The organism is Rubellimicrobium thermophilum DSM 16684 (genome assembly GCF_000442315.1).
Lineage (GTDB): Bacteria > Pseudomonadota > Alphaproteobacteria > Rhodobacterales > Rhodobacteraceae > Rubellimicrobium > Rubellimicrobium thermophilum.
Genome location: NZ_KE557320.1, coordinates 769,520 through 784,420, shown reverse-complemented (window position 1 = coordinate 784,420; position 14,901 = coordinate 769,520). Strand labels below are relative to the sequence as shown.

General features: G+C 68.5%; 14 protein-coding genes, 1 tRNA gene, 1 other RNA gene and 2 pseudogenes. 11 read left to right on the top strand and 7 right to left on the bottom strand.

What is annotated here, in order from left to right; all coding sequences use genetic code 11:
- The 4 genes from RUTHE_RS04765 to ssrS all read left to right on the top strand — a co-directional run bounded on the left by RUTHE_RS04765 (position 1) and on the right by ssrS (position 2,010).
- Positions 1-597 (top strand): Maf family protein, encoded by a 597-nt coding sequence (locus RUTHE_RS04765; RefSeq protein WP_021097167.1) that lies wholly within the window; start codon positions 1-3, stop codon positions 595-597.
- Positions 594-1,622 carry a ribonuclease E/G gene (locus RUTHE_RS04760; protein ID WP_021097166.1) on the top strand — a complete coding sequence of 343 codons (1,029 nt, stop codon included), beginning with the start codon at positions 594-596 and terminating at the stop codon, positions 1,620-1,622. The genes RUTHE_RS04765 and RUTHE_RS04760 overlap by 4 nt, the downstream gene beginning before the upstream one ends.
- Positions 1,619-1,819: a DNA gyrase inhibitor YacG gene (locus RUTHE_RS04755; RefSeq protein WP_021097165.1), complete on the top strand. Its 201-nt coding sequence runs from the start codon at positions 1,619-1,621 to the stop codon at positions 1,817-1,819. Before RUTHE_RS04760 ends, RUTHE_RS04755 begins: the two co-directional genes overlap by 4 nt.
- Before the next feature lie 34 nt (positions 1,820-1,853).
- A non-coding RNA gene (gene ssrS / locus RUTHE_RS15920) (6S RNA) lies at positions 1,854-2,010 on the top strand.
- Positions 2,011-2,222: 212 nt separating this feature from the next.
- On the opposite strand, the gene RUTHE_RS04750 is transcribed toward ssrS, so the two are convergent.
- The 6 genes from RUTHE_RS04750 to RUTHE_RS04725 all read right to left on the bottom strand — a co-directional run bounded on the left by RUTHE_RS04750 (position 2,223) and on the right by RUTHE_RS04725 (position 6,383).
- Positions 2,223-2,741 (bottom strand): transcription antitermination protein NusB, encoded by a 519-nt coding sequence (locus RUTHE_RS04750; RefSeq protein ID WP_144079634.1) that lies wholly within the window; start codon positions 2,739-2,741, stop codon positions 2,223-2,225.
- Positions 2,741-3,259, bottom strand: a complete 519-nt coding sequence (locus RUTHE_RS04745; RefSeq protein ID WP_021097163.1) for a 6,7-dimethyl-8-ribityllumazine synthase — start codon at positions 3,257-3,259, stop codon at positions 2,741-2,743. The genes RUTHE_RS04750 and RUTHE_RS04745 overlap by 1 nt, the downstream gene beginning before the upstream one ends.
- Positions 3,260-3,262: 3 nt before the next feature.
- Positions 3,263-4,393, bottom strand: coding sequence for a 3,4-dihydroxy-2-butanone-4-phosphate synthase (gene ribB / locus RUTHE_RS04740; RefSeq protein WP_021097162.1), 1,131 nt, complete (start codon positions 4,391-4,393; stop codon positions 3,263-3,265).
- A gap of 92 nt (positions 4,394-4,485) precedes the next feature.
- Positions 4,486-5,391, bottom strand: coding sequence for a mechanosensitive ion channel family protein (locus tag RUTHE_RS04735; RefSeq protein WP_040644989.1), 906 nt, complete (start codon positions 5,389-5,391; stop codon positions 4,486-4,488).
- A gap of 103 nt (positions 5,392-5,494) precedes the next feature.
- The gene (locus tag RUTHE_RS16625; RefSeq protein ID WP_021097160.1) at positions 5,495-5,671 is read right to left on the bottom strand and encodes a hypothetical protein; all 177 of its coding nucleotides are present in this window, start codon (positions 5,669-5,671) and stop codon (positions 5,495-5,497) included.
- A 115-nt stretch (positions 5,672-5,786) separates the two neighbouring features.
- Positions 5,787-6,383 (bottom strand): riboflavin synthase, encoded by a 597-nt coding sequence (locus RUTHE_RS04725; RefSeq protein WP_021097159.1) that lies wholly within the window; start codon positions 6,381-6,383, stop codon positions 5,787-5,789.
- A 141-nt stretch (positions 6,384-6,524) separates the two neighbouring features.
- Between RUTHE_RS04725 and RUTHE_RS04720 the strand changes: the two genes are divergently transcribed.
- From RUTHE_RS04720 to RUTHE_RS04705, 4 genes and pseudogenes are all read left to right on the top strand, one after another.
- Entirely contained in the window at positions 6,525-7,805 is a 1,281-nt protein-coding gene (locus tag RUTHE_RS04720) for a capsule biosynthesis protein (RefSeq protein WP_021097158.1), read from the top strand.
- Positions 7,806-8,228: 423 nt separating this feature from the next.
- A pseudogene (locus RUTHE_RS04715) lies at positions 8,229-9,325 on the top strand (polysaccharide biosynthesis/export family protein).
- Positions 9,322-11,353: pseudogene (locus RUTHE_RS04710) on the top strand (capsular polysaccharide biosynthesis protein). The pseudogenes RUTHE_RS04715 and RUTHE_RS04710 overlap by 4 nt, the downstream one beginning before the upstream one ends.
- 60 nt (positions 11,354-11,413) lie before the next feature.
- Positions 11,414-11,905 (top strand): MmcB family DNA repair protein, encoded by a 492-nt coding sequence (locus tag RUTHE_RS04705; protein ID WP_051150409.1) that lies wholly within the window; start codon positions 11,414-11,416, stop codon positions 11,903-11,905.
- A 4-nt stretch (positions 11,906-11,909) separates the two neighbouring features.
- Here the strand turns inward: RUTHE_RS04705 and RUTHE_RS04700 are convergent, their stop codons facing one another.
- Complete coding sequence (locus RUTHE_RS04700; protein ID WP_021097152.1) at positions 11,910-12,116, bottom strand: DUF6324 family protein; 207 nt, start codon at positions 12,114-12,116, stop codon at positions 11,910-11,912.
- Positions 12,117-12,217: 101 nt separating this feature from the next.
- Here RUTHE_RS04700 and RUTHE_RS04695 point away from each other — a divergent pair.
- From RUTHE_RS04695 to RUTHE_RS04685, 3 genes are all read left to right on the top strand, one after another.
- Positions 12,218-12,294 (top strand) — tRNA-His (locus tag RUTHE_RS04695).
- 191 nt (positions 12,295-12,485) lie between these two features.
- Positions 12,486-13,382: an MBL fold metallo-hydrolase gene (locus RUTHE_RS04690; RefSeq protein ID WP_021097151.1), complete on the top strand. Its 897-nt coding sequence runs from the start codon at positions 12,486-12,488 to the stop codon at positions 13,380-13,382.
- A gap of 154 nt (positions 13,383-13,536) precedes the next feature.
- Positions 13,537-14,895, top strand: a complete 1,359-nt coding sequence (locus tag RUTHE_RS04685; protein ID WP_021097150.1) for an esterase-like activity of phytase family protein — start codon at positions 13,537-13,539, stop codon at positions 14,893-14,895.
- Positions 14,896-14,901 lie beyond the last annotated feature (6 nt).

Below are 14,901 nucleotides of genomic sequence, written 5' to 3'. Positions count from 1 at the left end.
GTGACCCCCCTGCCACCCGACCCCGGCCTGCGCCTGGTGCTCGGGTCCGCAAGCCCGCGACGGCTCGACCTGCTGGCGCAGGCCGGGATCGTTCCGGATGCCGTGCGCCCGCCCGAGATCGACGAAAGCCCCCGCAAGGCCGAGTCGCCGCGCGACTATGTGCGCCGGATCGCGCGAGAGAAGCTCGAGGCCGTCGCCCCCGGCGAAAGGGAGATCGCGCTCTGTGCCGATACCACGGTGGCGCTCGGCCGTCGCATCCTGGGAAAACCCGCGGATGAGGAGGAGGCCGGCAGGATGCTGCGCCTGTTGTCCGGGCGGCGGCACCGCGTGGTCACGGCCGTGACGGTGGGACGCAGCGGTCGGGTCTGGGAGCGGACGGTCACCACGACGGTGCAGGTCAAGCCCCTGACCGGAGAGGAGATCGCCACCTATCTGGCGACCGGAGACTGGCGCGGCAAGGCCGGCTCCTATGCGATCCAGGGACCGTTCGGAGCCATGATCCCCTGGATCAACGGCTCCTTCACCGGGGTTGTCGGCCTGCCGCTGGCCGAGACGATCGGACTGCTGAGGGCGGCGGGCTATCGGAGGGGGTCATGAAAGGACGGACCATCGTCCTCGACCACTGGCATGGACGCGAAGCCGCTGCCCTGCTTGTGGATGGGCGGCTTGACGATCTGCTGATCGACGATCCCGAGGCGCCCCGCCCCGGAAGCATCTATCGCGCCGTCTGCGACAGGGGGATGAAGGGGCAGGGGGGCATGATCCTGCGCCTGCCCGGCGGCGAAACCGCCTGGCTGCGCCACGCGACGGGGCTGAAGGCGGGGGAGAGACTCCTCGTGCAGGTGACGGGCGCCGCAGAGGGCGGCAAGGCCATCCCCGTGACGGACCGTATCCTGTTCAAGTCACGCTATGCCATCGTCACGCCGGGGGCACCGGGTCTCAATGTCTCGCGCCAGATCCGGAGCGAAGAGGAGCGGGCGCGCCTGCTGGCCCTTGCGGAGCGGGTGATGAAGGGGCCGCATGGGCTCATCCTCCGTTCCGCCTGCGAGGGGGCCGCAGAGGACGACATTGCCGAGGACATCGCCGCGATGCGCGATCTGGCTGCAAAGGTCATGGCGGACCGCGGAAGCGAGCCCGAATTCCTGGCCGATGGGGATGGGCCGCATCGACTCGCCTGGCGGGAATGGTCCGCCCCGACGGTGGTGACAGCGCCCGGCGGTTTCGACCGCGAAGGCGTGACCGAGCAGATCGAAGCGTTGCGGCGGCCCGATGTTGATCTGGGCGAGGCCGGCCTGGTGGTCGAGGCAACGCAGGCCCTGGTGGCCGTCGATGTCAACACGCGGGGCGACAGCTCGCCCGCGGCGGCCCTCAAGGCCAATCTCGCCGCAGCGCGGGCCCTGCCGCGGCAGCTTCGCCTGCGGGGCCTCGGGGGTCAGATCGTCGTGGACTTCGTCTCGATGTCCAAGGCCCACAGGCGGCAGATCGAACAGTCGCTGAAGGATTCCTTCCGCAATGATCCGGTCGAGACGAGCCTGTTCGGCTGGACGGCGATGGGCCTGTTCGAGCTGTCGAGAAAGCGCGAGAGGGTGCCTCTTGCCAGGCTGCTGGAGGCGGGATCATGAGCTGTCCCATCTGCGGCAGGCCCGCCGTGCAGCGCTATCGGCCTTTCTGCTCGGCCCGCTGTGCCGATGTGGATCTCGCAAGGTGGCTGCGGGGGGACTATCGCCTGCCCGGCAGCGCCGTGGACGAGGAGGCCGAGCGCCCCTCCGGCGAGATCCCGTCTGCAGGTCGTGAGGACGACAGGCACGAAAACCCTTGAAGCGGTCCCGCGGGACGCCTAGGTCTTCTCCCGGCGGGTTCTGCGCCTCTCGTGATCGGGTTCGCTTCCAGTGGCCTATACCGACTCCGAGGGAGCTGGCTCTGGCCGGGTCGTGGCCCGGTTACCTGGTGCCCACCTGTACACACAGGTCCTCGGGAAACGATCACCCACACGGTTGCCGTGGTTCCCGCCATCCCCGCCCATGCAGGGCGGCGTCACGACCCCTAACGCCGCTCCGTTCGATCCGCGCGCGGATGACAGCCGCGCGCAACCCCGCAAGGGCGTGGATCAGGGGCATGCTTGCCGCAAGCAGAATCAGGAACGAAGACATCGATCACACTGACGCAGACGCCCGGATGAAGGCCGAACGCCGCCAGCATGCCACCCAGAGATGAAGATGTGATTAATTTCGTGCGCGAGAGCGCGCAAAGGCCTCGGGTCGTGCCTCCCGTGCCATATGGTCGAGGACCGCGTTGACGAAGGCCTTTTCCCGGTTGCGCAGGGGTGGGGCATCAGGATCATCGGGAGAGTGCAGATCCGGATAGAAGGCCTCTGCCACATCGAGATACTGCGAGATGATCACCTTGGGGGGCGTGTCGAGGGCGACGAGTTCCGCCCCGGCGGCGCGGAAGAGGGCGCGGAGAGTGGCATCCAGACGCTCGATGCGCCATCTGACCACCAGCGCACGATCCGTCATCTGATCGATGCGCGCCTGGTGGTTCACGGCCTCGAGGACGATGCGGCGGAACAGATCGACATCGCCTTCGGCCAGTTCGAGACCGTCCAGAACCTCTCCGAAGCGATATGTCTCGAATTCGCGCAGGACGTGATCCGCGGCCACACCGGCTGCCTCCATCTGGAAGAGGGCCTGCACCGCATGGAGGCGCGCGGCAGAGGCCTGGCGGCGCTTGACGGGATCCATCATGCTGCGCCCCCAAGACGGCCGAGGAAGCCGACCCCCTTTTCCTGGCGCGTCAGCCGGCGGGAGAAGGCCAGCAGATGGAGCGCTGCAGCCGCGGCATCCGCGCCCTTGTTGCCCCGGGCGGGATCGGCCCGGACAAGGGCCTGCTCCTCGTTCTCTACGGTCAGGATGGCATTGCCGATGCAGTGCCCCTGAAGACCGAGCAGGGTGAGGCCGCGGGCCGATTCCTCGACCACGGTCTGGTAATGCGTCGTCTCGCCCCGGATGACACAGCCCAGGGCCACGAAGGCATGATGATCGCCCAGCCGCGCGGCAAGGGCGACGGCGGGCGGGATCTCGAGAGCGCCGGGCACCTCGACTGTCTCATGTGTGGCGCCCCAGGCCTCGATCTCGGCCCGCGCGCCGGCCAGCAGCAGATCGGCGATGTCCCGGTAATAGGGTGCACAGACGATCAGTACCCGGGCGGGTGCCTCGCCCAGATCGGCGCGGGCCAGGCTTTGCGTCGAGGATCCGGCCATGTCTCAGCCCTCCGTGATCCGGCGCGTCCCGATGATCTCGAGCCCGTAGGCCTCAAGTCCGATCACGCGCGGTTTGGCATGGTTGGTCAGCAGGACGATGCGCGAAAGTCCCAGCGAGGACAGGATCTGTGCTCCGAGGCCATACTGGCGCAGTGTCTGGGGAGAGACGCCGGCGCCGCCCGGATCGAGCTTCATCTGCAGGTCGCGCAGCAGGACGAGCACGCCGCGCCCCTCCTCGGCGATGACGCGCATGGCATCGCGGAATTCGGAGGCGCGGCCCGCGGGACCGAGGCCCACCACATCGAGCAGCGGATCCAGGGCATGCATCCGCACGAGCACCGGATCCCCGCCCGACAGATCGCCCTTGACGAGGGCGATGTGTTCGGCCCCCTGGGTTTCGTCGGTATAGATGCGCAGCGTCCATTCGCCGCCCACTTCGGCCGTCACGATCCGTTCGGATGTGAGCCGGACAAGATTGTCGTGGCGCCGCCGATAGGCGATCAGATCGGAAATGGTCCCGACCTTCAGCCCATGCTTCTGGGCGAAGGCGACCAGCTCGGGCAGGCGGGCCATCGTCCCGTCTTCGTTCATGATCTCGCAGATCACGCCCGAGGGGTTGAGTCCTGCCAGACGGGCGATGTCCACGGCGGCCTCGGTATGGCCGGCACGGACCAGGACGCCGCCGTCGCGTGCCCGCAGGGGGAACACATGGCCGGGCGTGGCGATGTCCTGCGGTCCGCGGCTGGCATCGATGGCCACCGCGATCGTGCGAGCCCGGTCATGGGCGGAGATGCCGGTCGAGATTCCCTCGCGCGCCTCGATGCTGACCGTGAAGGCCGTCTCGTGGCGCGATGAGTTCTGGGAGGCCATCAGCGGCAGGCCGAGCTGGTCCACCCGCTCCCCCGTGAGCGCCAGGCAGATCAGACCCCGGCAATGCGTGGCCATGAAGTTGATCTTCTCCGGCGTTGCCATCTGCGCCGGGATGAAGATGTCGCCCTCGTTCTCGCGATCCTCATGATCGACAAGGATGACCATGCGTCCGTTGCGGGCGTCTTCGATGATGTCCTCGATGGGCGAGATGGCATCGGACCAGTCGCGCTCCACGGGGCCGGGATTGTCGTAGGCAAGGGTCATGGGGCAGGGCTCCTGTCGGCGGCGTCCTAGCGGAGCGCCGGCAGGATGGGAAGGGTGCAGGATCCCGGCCGGAGGTCGCAGGAGGGCAGGGGTCACGCGCCAGCGGGTTCCTTGCCCGGTCCTGAACCGCCCTCCACCCCTTGCAGGCGAAGCGGATCCCTGAAGGTCAGGGTCCGGTAGGGGAAGGGGATCTCGATCCCCGCCTCGTCCAACGCGCGCTTGATGGCAGTTGTCACCTCATCGCGAGAGCGCAGCTCATCCGGCGGGGCGGAGCCTGTCCACCACCGCACCACGAAGTCGATGGAGGATTCGCCGAAGGCCGTGACATACACCTCGGGTTCCGGGATGCGGTCCACCGTGCCGAGATCCGCAAGAACCCCCCGGATCACCTCGCGCGCGTGGTCGAGATCGGTATCATAGGCGACACCCACGGCCAGTTCGATGCGCCGGCGGCCGCGATCCGTCAGCACACGCACGGGATTCTTGTAGAGATAGGAATTCGGGACCAGGATCAGTTCGCCCGAGCGGCAGCGGATATGGCTGTCGCGGATCGTGATCACCTCCACCCGGCCTGCCACATCCCCGCATTCGATATCGTCGCCGATGCGCATGGGCTTGCGCAACAGGATGAGCAGGCCGGCCAGATAGTTCTCGAAGATGTCCTGGAAGGCGAGACCCACAGCCAGCGAGCCGATGCCGAGGCCGGCCAGGGCCCGGGTCGGCGTGAGGCCGGGAAACAGGATGACCGCCGTGATCAGCAGACCCAGAAGCCATACCGCCGACCGGACCAGGGTCTGCATCGCGAGCTGAAGCGAGGGGCGCGCCGAGCGCATCTGCAACAGACGCACCACCGCCCGGCCGAGAATCCGCGCCGCCAGCCAGACGATCAGGATCACCAGCGCGGCGAAGGCCAGATTGGGCAGCCAGGCGAAGAAGGAGCGCCCGAAGGCAAGGACCTGATCCTGCATCAGGCGGAGGGGTTCGAGAGTCTCTTCCATGCCGTCCGGGGTCGTTGTGCCTCGGCATAGGGTAGGGTGCCCGGCCGGCAGGGCAACCTGGCGGCCGGGGAGATGATGGGACGGCTGGCAGAGCGCGAGGCGATCAGCCCCCTTCACGGCGCTGGCGCTCCTGCGGAACCCGGTCGGTTGGCCGCAGGAGGCGCAGGGCATTGGTCGAGAAGAGCAGGGCGATGACATCGCAGCCCGTCGCGACACGGAGGCCGGCATGGGTGCGGCAGGACAGACCCCGTCCGGCGCCCCGTGCGGCACGCAGGCGCATGACCTCCACCGGAAATGCGTCGGCAGCAGATCCGTCCGGTCACGGCGCCAGCAAGGCCGGCGCCAGGACTGCCCCTCCTCGAGCGAGGGGGCCCGGTTGTGACCGATGCCGGAGGTCAGCTCCAGTCGCGCAACCTCGCGACATAGCGGGCCATCATGTCCACCTCGAGATTGACGCGACGGCCCTTGCGCACCGTGCCCCAGGTCGTCACCGCCCGGGTATGCGGGATGAGATTGATGCCGAAGCTGGTTCCGTCCACCTCGTTCACCGTCAGCGAGGTGCCGTCGAGCGCGACCGACCCCTTCTCGGCGATGAAGCGGGCGAGATGATCGGGCGCGCGCAGCGTGACGCGGAGCGAATCGCCCTCCGGCCGGACGGCCGTCACCTCGGCGATGCCGTCCACATGGCCCGAGACGATATGCCCCCCCAGCTCGTCGCCAACGCGCAGGGAGCGTTCCAGATTGACGCGTCGGCCGGCCGACCATTCGGACAGCGTCGTGCGGGAGAGCGTCTCGGCGCTGATCTGAACCTCGAACCAGGGGCGGGGATCCGTCCCGCGGGCAATCACGGTCAGGCAGACCCCGTCGCAGGCGATCGAGGCCCCGATGTCGATCGTCGCCGGATCATAGCCCGTGCCCAGACGAACCCGCAGATCGCCCTCCTGCCATGTGTTCAGAATTTCGCCCTGATCGGTGACGATGCCGGTGAACATCGGATGGTCCTCCTGTCCGGCCGGGCTTAGACTGTTGCCGCATCTGTCGCAATCGCCGCAAATCGTTCACGAAACGGGCCAGCTCCGATCTTAATGCATGACCATTGCGGGATTAGGATCGGAGCAGGGTGCGAGGACGCGATGAGGACAGAGCGCAGATTCCTGTTCCTGCAAGGGCCGCACGGGCCCTTCTTCCGGCAGCTCGGGCGGATGCTCCGCGAGGCCGGTGCACAGGTCTGGCGCGTCGGCTTCAATGCCGGAGACCGTGCCTTCTGGTTCGGGGCCCCGGGCTTCCTGCCCTTCCGCGGCGCGCCGGAGGACTGGCCCGCCAGCTTCGCCGCCCTCGTCGAGGAGCATGGCATCACGGATATCGTGCTTTATGGCGATACGCGCCCCATCCATGCCCAGGCCGTGGCCGAGGCGCGCCGGCGGGGCCTGACCATCCATGTCTTCGAGGAAGGCTATCTGAGACCTTTCTGGGTCACCTATGAGCGCGGCGGAAGCAACGGCCATTCGCGCCTCATGGACCTGACCCTGGCCGAGATGAGCCGCGCCCTCGGGATGTCGGACATGGATGTGCCAGAACCCCCCGCCCGCTGGGGCGATCTGCGACAGCATGTCTTCTACGGCGCCCTCTATCACTGGTTCGTCCTCTTCATGAATGGCGGCTTCCGCCGCTTCCGCACCCATCGCGAACTGTCCGTCGCCCGCGAAGCCTGGCTCTATACCCGGCGGCTGTTGCTGATGCCCCTTGTCTGGCTGGACCGGATCTGGGCCGTGGCCCGCATCCGCCGGGGCGGATTTCCCTATCATCTGGTCCTTCTCCAGCTCGAACATGATGCCAGCTTCCGCGCCCATGGCCCCTTTGCCCGGCAGCAGGACTTCCTCGAGGTCGTGCTCGACGGCTTTGCCCGCGGTGCGCCGCGGCATCACCACCTCGTCTTCAAGGCCCACCCGCTGGAAAACGGCCGATCCCCCCTGCGCCGGCTGATCCGCCAGATGGCGCGGGAACGGGGCGTGGGCGCGCGGGTCCACTATGTCGCCGGCGGCAAGCTCGCCCGGCTGCTGGACCATGCGCGCACAGCCGTCACCGTCAACAGTACGGCGGCCCAGCAGGTGCTCTGGCGGGGCATCCCGCTCAAGGTCTTCGGGCGCGCCGTCTATGCCAAGCCCGAATTCGTCTCGACCCAGCCGCTCGAGACCTTCTTCGCTCAGCCCGCACGGCCCGACGGACGCGCCTATCGCGACTACCGGCGCTTCCTGCTCGAAACCTCGCAGATTCCCGGCGGGTTCTATTCCGCCCAAGGCCGCCGGGCAGTGCTGAGGCAGGTCGTGGACATGATGCTGTCGGATGTCGATCCCTATGATGCGCTGCGGCTCGGCCAGGCGGCGCCGCGCCAACCCCTGCGGGTCGTGCGCTAGGATCCCGGTCCTTCCGGCACCGACCCGACCCCGGCCCTGAGGAAGGCGCCGGTATCTTCCCTTGCATCTGTTCCTCTGCTTTCCACCTCCTGTCCTGTCCTGCCGCGACATGCGGCGATGAGGGCCTTTTCCCGGAAAAGTGTTAACAATTGGTAGGTGCAACGCGCGCTCCTGGCCCGATTCGTGCAACACCCGGCGTCCGGGAATCGCCGGAACCGGCCGGGACAAGACCTCCGGGACACGACCCCGCGGCATGCCGGACACAGCGCAAGGGCCGTTGCCGACATGCCGGATAGATTCGCAGGGCCCGACAGGCTAGGCTCCCCTTCAAAAGGTCCGCCCGGCGGAGGCGGCCATCCGAGGCAGTGACAGCAGGTCGAGGAGACCGGGACAGTGACACATTCGTGGCGCTTCACCTTGCGCATGCCCGCGCTGGCCGCGCTGGCCCTTCTCGCGGCCTGCGGGCTGCCGCGCTCCGGCCCCAACAAGAGCGAGATCTTCTCCGGTTCCGTGATGCGCGAAGGGGATGCCTTCGTGCTGGTGGTCGATGACCGGGTCAATGCGATCGCATCGGTCTCGCCGGCGCTGGGCTTCTCCGAATCCTTCCGGAATGCCGGTCTGCTCGGCCCGGACACGATCCAGCCCGGCGACACCCTGGCCCTGACGATCTGGGAGAATGTGGATGACGGGCTGCTGGTCCCCACCGGCCAGAATGCCACCATCCTCGAGGAAGTGCAGGTCGATGGGAACGGGTTCATCTTGTCCCCTATGCCGGCCGCATCCGCGCCGCCGGCAACACGCCCGAAGCGGTCCGCCGCACCATCACCGAAGCCCTGGGCGAGCAGACTCCGGACCCGCAGGTTCAGGTCGCGCGCCTGGCCGGGGATGGTGCGACCGTTTCGGTCACCGGGGCGGTGGCCGCGCCGGGGGTCTATCCCATCGAACGGCCAACCCGCACGCTGAGTGCGATCCTGGCGCGGGCAGGGGGGCCGACGATCCCCACCGACAGCGCCGAGGTCACCGTCGTGCGGGGCAACACGCGGGGATCGATCTGGTTCGAGGATCTCTATGACAATCCGGCAGCCGATATCGCCCTGCGCGGCGGCGACCGCATCATCGTCGAGACCGACAGCCGCGCCTTCACCGCGCTGGGGGCGACCGGAACCCAGACCCTCGTGCCCTTCGAGCGGCGGTCGATCAGCGCGCTGGAGGCGATCGCGCAGGTCGGCGGGCTGTCCTCCACCACCGCGGATCCGACGGGCGTCTTCGTCTTCCGCAACGAACCCGAAGCCATCGCCCAGCGCCTTCTGGGGCGGACGGATATCCGCGGCACGCAGCGCGTGATCTATGTGCTCGACCTGACCCGCCCGAACGGGATGTTCTTCGCCCGCGACTTTGCCATCCGCGACGGCGATACCGTCTATGTCACCGAGGCGCCCTTCGTGCAGTTCAGCCGCGTCATCGCCGCCCTGACGGGGACGCTCGATTCCATCGAATCGGCGACAACGCCCGGAACATGACCGCAGGAGGCGCGGCGCCAGAGGGAGGGGAGAGACGCCCCCTCCATGTTTTCAACGGCGGATTTCTCTGGCAGCCGCGCCTGCGCCGGATCCTGCATCTGGCCGGCTATGACGTGCGCCTGGGGCGGCCTCCTCCCGGGGGCCTGGTCGGCGTCTGGGGTCTTTCGCCCACGGCCTGGCGCGGCGAGGCCGTCGCCGCCCGGACGGGAGCCGCGCTGTTGCGGGTGGAGGATGCGTTCCTGCGTTCCGTGCGGCCCGGCAGGGGCGGAGGCGGGCCGCCCATCGGCCTGCTGATCGACCGGACCGGCGTGCATTTCGACGGTCGCACGCCGTCGGATCTGGAGACGCTGCTGCGCACCCATCCTCTGGACGAGTCGCCCCTGCTGGCCCGGGCAAGGGCGGGCATCGCGCGGCTGAGACGTTCGGATCTGTCGAAATACAACGCCCATGACCCCGAGGCCCCGCCGCCTCCGCCGGGCTATGTCCTGGTCGTGGATCAGACGCAGGGTGATGCCTCGCTGCGGGCCTGCGGGGCGGATCGCGGAACCTTCCTGGCGATGCTGGCGGCCGCACGGGCCGCGCATCCGGGGATGCGGATCGTCGTGAAGACTCATCCGGAGACGGCGCTGGGCAAACGGCCCGGACATCTGGGGAACGAGGATCTCGGGCCCGGGATGATGCTGATGACGGCCCCTGTCTCGCCCTGGCGCCTTCTCGAGGGGGCAGCGGCGGTGTGGACGGTCTCCTCGCAGATGGGATTCGAGGCGATCCTGGCTGGTCACAGGCCGGTGGTCTGGGGGGCAGCCCTTCTATGCCGGCTGGGGCCTGACCGAGGATCGCATGCCGGTGGCGCGGCGGGGACGGCGCCTGACGCGGGTGCAGCTCTTTGCCGGGGCGATGCTGCTCTATCCGCATTGGTATGACCCCTTCGGCGACCGCCTCTGCGACTGGGAGACCGCCTGCGCAGCCCTCGAGGCCGAGGTCCGCGCCTGGCGCGAGGATCGCCGCGGCTGGGTCGCCGCGAACATGCGGCTGTGGAAGCGCCGCCCCCTGCAGGCCGTGTTCGGGCGCGAAAGGCCCATGGTCTTTGCCGAGGGGCAAAGGGCCGCGGATCGGGCCGCCCGGGATGGACGGCGCCTGATGGTCTGGGGCATGGGCGAGGCGCCCCCGGGTGCCGTGCGGGTCGAGGACGGCTTCCTGCGCTCGCGCGGGCTCGGGGCCGAATTGGTCCCGCCGCTGTCGCTTGTGCTCGATGATCTGGGGATCTACTACGATCCCTCGCGCGAGAGCCGCTTCGAACGGCTGGTCGCCGAGGCGGCGCGCGGTCTGGCCCCCGACGAAAGGGAACGGACGGAACGGCTGCTGGAGCGGCTGATTGCCGCGGGGCTGACGAAGTACAACCTCTCGGGTCCCCTGCCGCCCCTGCCCGAGGGGAGGCGGCGCATCCTCGTGCCCGGGCAGGTGGAGGACGATGCCTCGATCCGCCTCGGCGCGGTCGGAACGCTGCGCACCAATCGCGCCCTGCTCGAGGCGGTGCGAGCTGCCAATCCGGATGCGGTCATCCTGTGGAAGCCCCATCCGGACACCGAAGCAGGGTTGCGCCCCGGTGCCGTGCCCGATGCAGGCCGCTGGGCCGATGCGATCCTGGACCGGGTCGGCGCGGCCGAGGCGCTGGCTGCGGCCGATGAGGTCTGGACCCTTACATCGACCATGGGATTCGAGGCTCTGCTGCGGGGCAGGCGGGTCGTCTGCCTCGGCCAGCCCTTCTATGCCGGCTGGGGCCTGACCGAGGACAGGGCTGGCGCGCCCGCCCGCCGGACCGCCCGGCCGGACCGGATCGCCCTGGCCCATGCCGCCCTCATCGCCTATCCGCGCTATCATGATCCGGTCACGGGACGGCCCTGTCCCGCGGAAGCCGTCGTCGAACGGCTGGCCACCGGGCGCCTTCCCCATCCGGGCCGTGCCAACCGGGCCCTGGCCAAGGTGCAGGGTGTCTTCGCCTCCCAGGCCTGGCTGTGGCGGCGCTGATCCGGGGGGATCGGGTCGGTGCGGCTTGACCCCCGATTCGCGGGGGACCATCATGCCCGGATGCCTCTGCCCCTCGCCCCCTTCGCCGAACCTCCGGCCCCGCCCAGGCCCGGCCGGCTCCTGGCGCGCGGGGTGTGCCGGCACCTGCTGGCCCATGACTTCGCCACTGTCGAGGAAATGGTCCCCGCGCCGGGGTTGCGGGTGGATGTGATGGCGCTTGGCCCGCACGGGGAACTGTGGATCATCGAATGCAAGTCCTCGCGCGCGGATTTCCAGACGGATCGGAAGTGGCAGGGCTATCTGCCCTTCTGCGACCGCTTCTTCTGGGCCGTGGACGAGGCATTCCCGCGCGAGATCCTTCCGGAGGGGACGGGGCTGATCATCGCCGATCCCTATGACGCGGCGATCCTGCGGATGGGACCCGAGACGAAGCTTCCCCCGTCCCGGCGCAGGGGTCTCGTGCAGCGCTTTGCCCGCCATGCGGCGCTGCGGCTTCAGGCGCTGCGCGACCCGGGGCTGGGACTCGAGCCGCCTTCTGCCGCTTCGGCCTAGCGACCTAGCGACGGCGGGGCCGCCGGCCGCCGGCCCGGGCGGCCTCGGCCGCGGCGCGCAGTTCCTCGGCGATCTCGAGCGCCTCCTCCGGCTCGAAGTCCAGCGGCAGTTCGATGCCCCCATCGGCCTCGATATAGATGCGGACCATGCCCAGCGTGGTGGGGCCGATCTGGAGATTGGCCGAAATGTCGCTCTGCTTGTTGATGCCCATGACGGCCTCCGGCGCGGGGACTGTCTTCGCCTAGCCTGTCGCGACAGGGGGCGGCAAGGCCCTTGCATCCGGGGGGAGCGGCGGCTAAACCGCCCGCGAGTGCCGCCTTAGCTCAGTTGGTTAGAGCACCAGATTGTGGATCTGGGGGTCCCCCGTTCGAGCCGGGGAGGCGGTACCAGCCCCTCATGGCCGCCATTCCTCCGACACGCGGCATTCTGTCGCGGAGGCAACAGCAGCCGACCGGCCCCCTGAATACCGGCCCCCTGAATCGGGAACTGCCAGACAGCAGGGGTATTTGCCTACCGCTCCCCCGGCCTTGACGGCAGACTGCAACGGCGCGGGAAACGGATACGGAAAACGGAGAAGCGGATGCTTTGCAGGATCAGCCCCTCGCGCGGGGAAGGCAGCCCCCGCATCATCGGTGCCTATGAACCCGACACGGGCAGCATCCAGTATCTTGTCGCGGACGAGGGCACGCGAAAGGCGGCCCTCATCGATGTCGTGCTCGATTTCGATCCCCGATCCGCCCGGGTCTCGACCGCGAGCGCGGAATGGATGCTGCGGCGGCTCGATCAGGAGGGTCTGGAGCCGGTGCTGATCCTCGATACCCATCCCCATGCCGATCACCTGATGGCGGCAGACTGGCTGCGCGAGCGGACGGGCGCCCCGATCGCCATCGGCGAGAAGGTGCGCGACATCGCCGCGCTCTGGCGCAGGCTCTACAATCTGCCCGAGGAGCAGCTCGATCCCGGCCGGCACTTCGACCGGCTGCTGGCGGATGGAGAGACGCTTGCGCTGGGCGATCTGACCATCCGCACGATGCTGTCGCCGGGGCATACGCTGGGCTCGGTCACCTATGTCGTGGGGGATGCGGCCTTCGTCCACGACACCTTCATGCAGCCCGATTCGGGGACGGCACGGGCCGACTTTCCCGGCGGATCGGCTCATGATCTCTACCGGTCGCTGATGGCGATCCTCGATCTGCCCGACGACACGCGGCTTTTCGTCGGCCACGACTACGGCACCGAGATGCGCCAAGACCCGGCCTGGGAAAGCACGGTGGCCGAACAGCGGGCTTACAACATCCATCTGCGCGGCGGCGTCACAGAGGCGGAATTCGTCCGGCGCCGCGAGGAGCGGGATGCCACGCTCCCCCTGCCGGACCGGATGCTGGCCGCGCTGCAGATCAATCTGCGCGGCGGTCGCCTGCCCGAGCCCGAAGCGGACGGAGAGCGCTATCTGAAGATTCCTCTCGACCGGTTCTGAACGCCCGGTTCCGGGGGCGGCCCCGGATCCGCCCCCTGCCCGGGGACCCTCTCTTCGGGTGCAGGCGGGGGTGTTGCGCAACTGTCCGACCGCCGTCGCAACGCTGTCATGACGACGCCCTAGCGCGTGGCGCAGGTTCCAGAAGGAGGCTTCCATGCGCCGAATCCTCGCCCCCGCCCTGTTGTTCGCAGCCGGTCTGTCCGCCCGCCCCGTGGTGGCCGAAGCGGTCTTTCCCGCCACACTGGCGGGCCATGCCGTGGTCCCGGCCCTGACCCTGATCGCGCCTCCGGCCGATGCCCCGCGCGATGCCTGGATCTCGGGCAAGTTCACCGGCCCGCTGCGCAACGACACTCCCATGAGCGTCATGGGCGATACCGGCACCCTTCATGGCCAGCGGGAGACCGGCATCCGCCTGCCCTTCATCGGCCAGCCCTTCCAGGGCATGTCCGGCCTTGCCATGAACCGGGCCGAGGACGGCTCCATCTATGTGCTGACCGACAACGGCTTCGGCAGCAAGCTCAACAGCCCCGATGCCCTGCTGTTCTTCCACCGTATCGTGCCGGACTTTGCCACGGGCAGTGTGGAGCGGCGCGAGACGGTGTTCCTGCGCGATCCTCACCGCGTCGTCCCCTTCCGCATCGCCCATGAGGGGACCGAATCCCGCTATCTGACCGGTGCCGATTTCGATCCCGAAAGCATCCAGCGCATCGGCGACGAGATCTGGATCGGTGACGAGTTCGGGCCCTATCTGATCCGTGCCGGGCTGGATGGCGTGGTCACGGGCGTGTTTCCCACGCTTGCCGATGGCGTCGAGCTGCGCAGCCCCGATCACCCCCGCCTGACCGCGACGGCCCAGGCCGGTCTCGACTGGCAGGTGCCCCGCTCCGGCGGTTTCGAGGGGATGGCGCTGCAACCCGGAACCGGTCTGCTCTGGGCCATGCTCGAGAAGCCGATCCTGACCGGATCCGGCGAACCCGAAGGACAGTTCCTGCGTGTCATGGCCTTCGACCCGGTCAAGGCGGAATGGACGGGTCAGTCCTTCAACTTCCGCCTTGCCGAAGGGGCGACCGCCATCGGCGATTTCAACTTCATCGACGAAACCCGCGCCCTGGTGATCGAACGCGACAACGGCGAAGGCGACCCGAGCCTGCCATGCAGCGGCACGCCCGGACCGGACTGCTTTCCCCTGCCGGCAGCGCTCAAGCGCATCGTGCTGATCGATACCGCAAGCCGCGATGCGGATGGCTTTGTCCGTCGCATCGGCCATGTCGATCTGATGGATGTCGCCGATCCGGAGGGTCATGCGCGTCTGTCCACCGATGCGGCACGCGACCTGAGCGGCCGTTTCACCTTTCCGTTCTTCACCATCGAGGATGTCATGCGCCTGGACGAGACGCATGTCCTTGTCGCGAACGACAACAACCTGCCGTTCAGCAGCGGCCGCAGGCTGGATGCGGCGGCCGACAACGAGTTCATCCTGCTGAGCGTCCCGGAGCTTCTCGCCGCGCGCTGAGGCGGC

Excerpts from the sequence above, each read along its gene's own strand:
- RUTHE_RS04760 (WP_021097166.1), top strand. The coding sequence starts at position 594 with ATGAAAGGACGGACCATCGTCCTCGACCACTGGCATGGACGCGAAGCC.
- RUTHE_RS04755 (WP_021097165.1), top strand. The coding sequence starts at position 1,619 with ATGAGCTGTCCCATCTGCGGCAGGCCCGCCGTGCAGCGCTATCGGCCT.
- RUTHE_RS04750 (WP_144079634.1), bottom strand. The coding sequence starts at position 2,741 with ATGGATCCCGTCAAGCGCCGCCAGGCCTCTGCCGCGCGCCTCCATGCG.
- RUTHE_RS04745 (WP_021097163.1), bottom strand. The coding sequence starts at position 3,259 with ATGGCCGGATCCTCGACGCAAAGCCTGGCCCGCGCCGATCTGGGCGAG.
- ribB (WP_021097162.1), bottom strand. The coding sequence starts at position 4,393 with ATGACCCTTGCCTACGACAATCCCGGCCCCGTGGAGCGCGACTGGTCC.
- RUTHE_RS04735 (WP_040644989.1), bottom strand. The coding sequence starts at position 5,391 with ATGGAAGAGACTCTCGAACCCCTCCGCCTGATGCAGGATCAGGTCCTT.
- RUTHE_RS16625 (WP_021097160.1), bottom strand. The coding sequence starts at position 5,671 with ATGCGCCTGCGTGCCGCACGGGGCGCCGGACGGGGTCTGTCCTGCCGC.
- RUTHE_RS04725 (WP_021097159.1), bottom strand. The coding sequence starts at position 6,383 with ATGTTCACCGGCATCGTCACCGATCAGGGCGAAATTCTGAACACATGG.
- RUTHE_RS04720 (WP_021097158.1), top strand. The coding sequence starts at position 6,525 with ATGAGGACAGAGCGCAGATTCCTGTTCCTGCAAGGGCCGCACGGGCCC.
- RUTHE_RS04705 (WP_051150409.1), top strand. The coding sequence starts at position 11,414 with ATGCCTCTGCCCCTCGCCCCCTTCGCCGAACCTCCGGCCCCGCCCAGG.
- RUTHE_RS04700 (WP_021097152.1), bottom strand. The coding sequence starts at position 12,116 with ATGGGCATCAACAAGCAGAGCGACATTTCGGCCAATCTCCAGATCGGC.
- RUTHE_RS04690 (WP_021097151.1), top strand. The coding sequence starts at position 12,486 with ATGCTTTGCAGGATCAGCCCCTCGCGCGGGGAAGGCAGCCCCCGCATC.
- RUTHE_RS04685 (WP_021097150.1), top strand. The coding sequence starts at position 13,537 with ATGCGCCGAATCCTCGCCCCCGCCCTGTTGTTCGCAGCCGGTCTGTCC.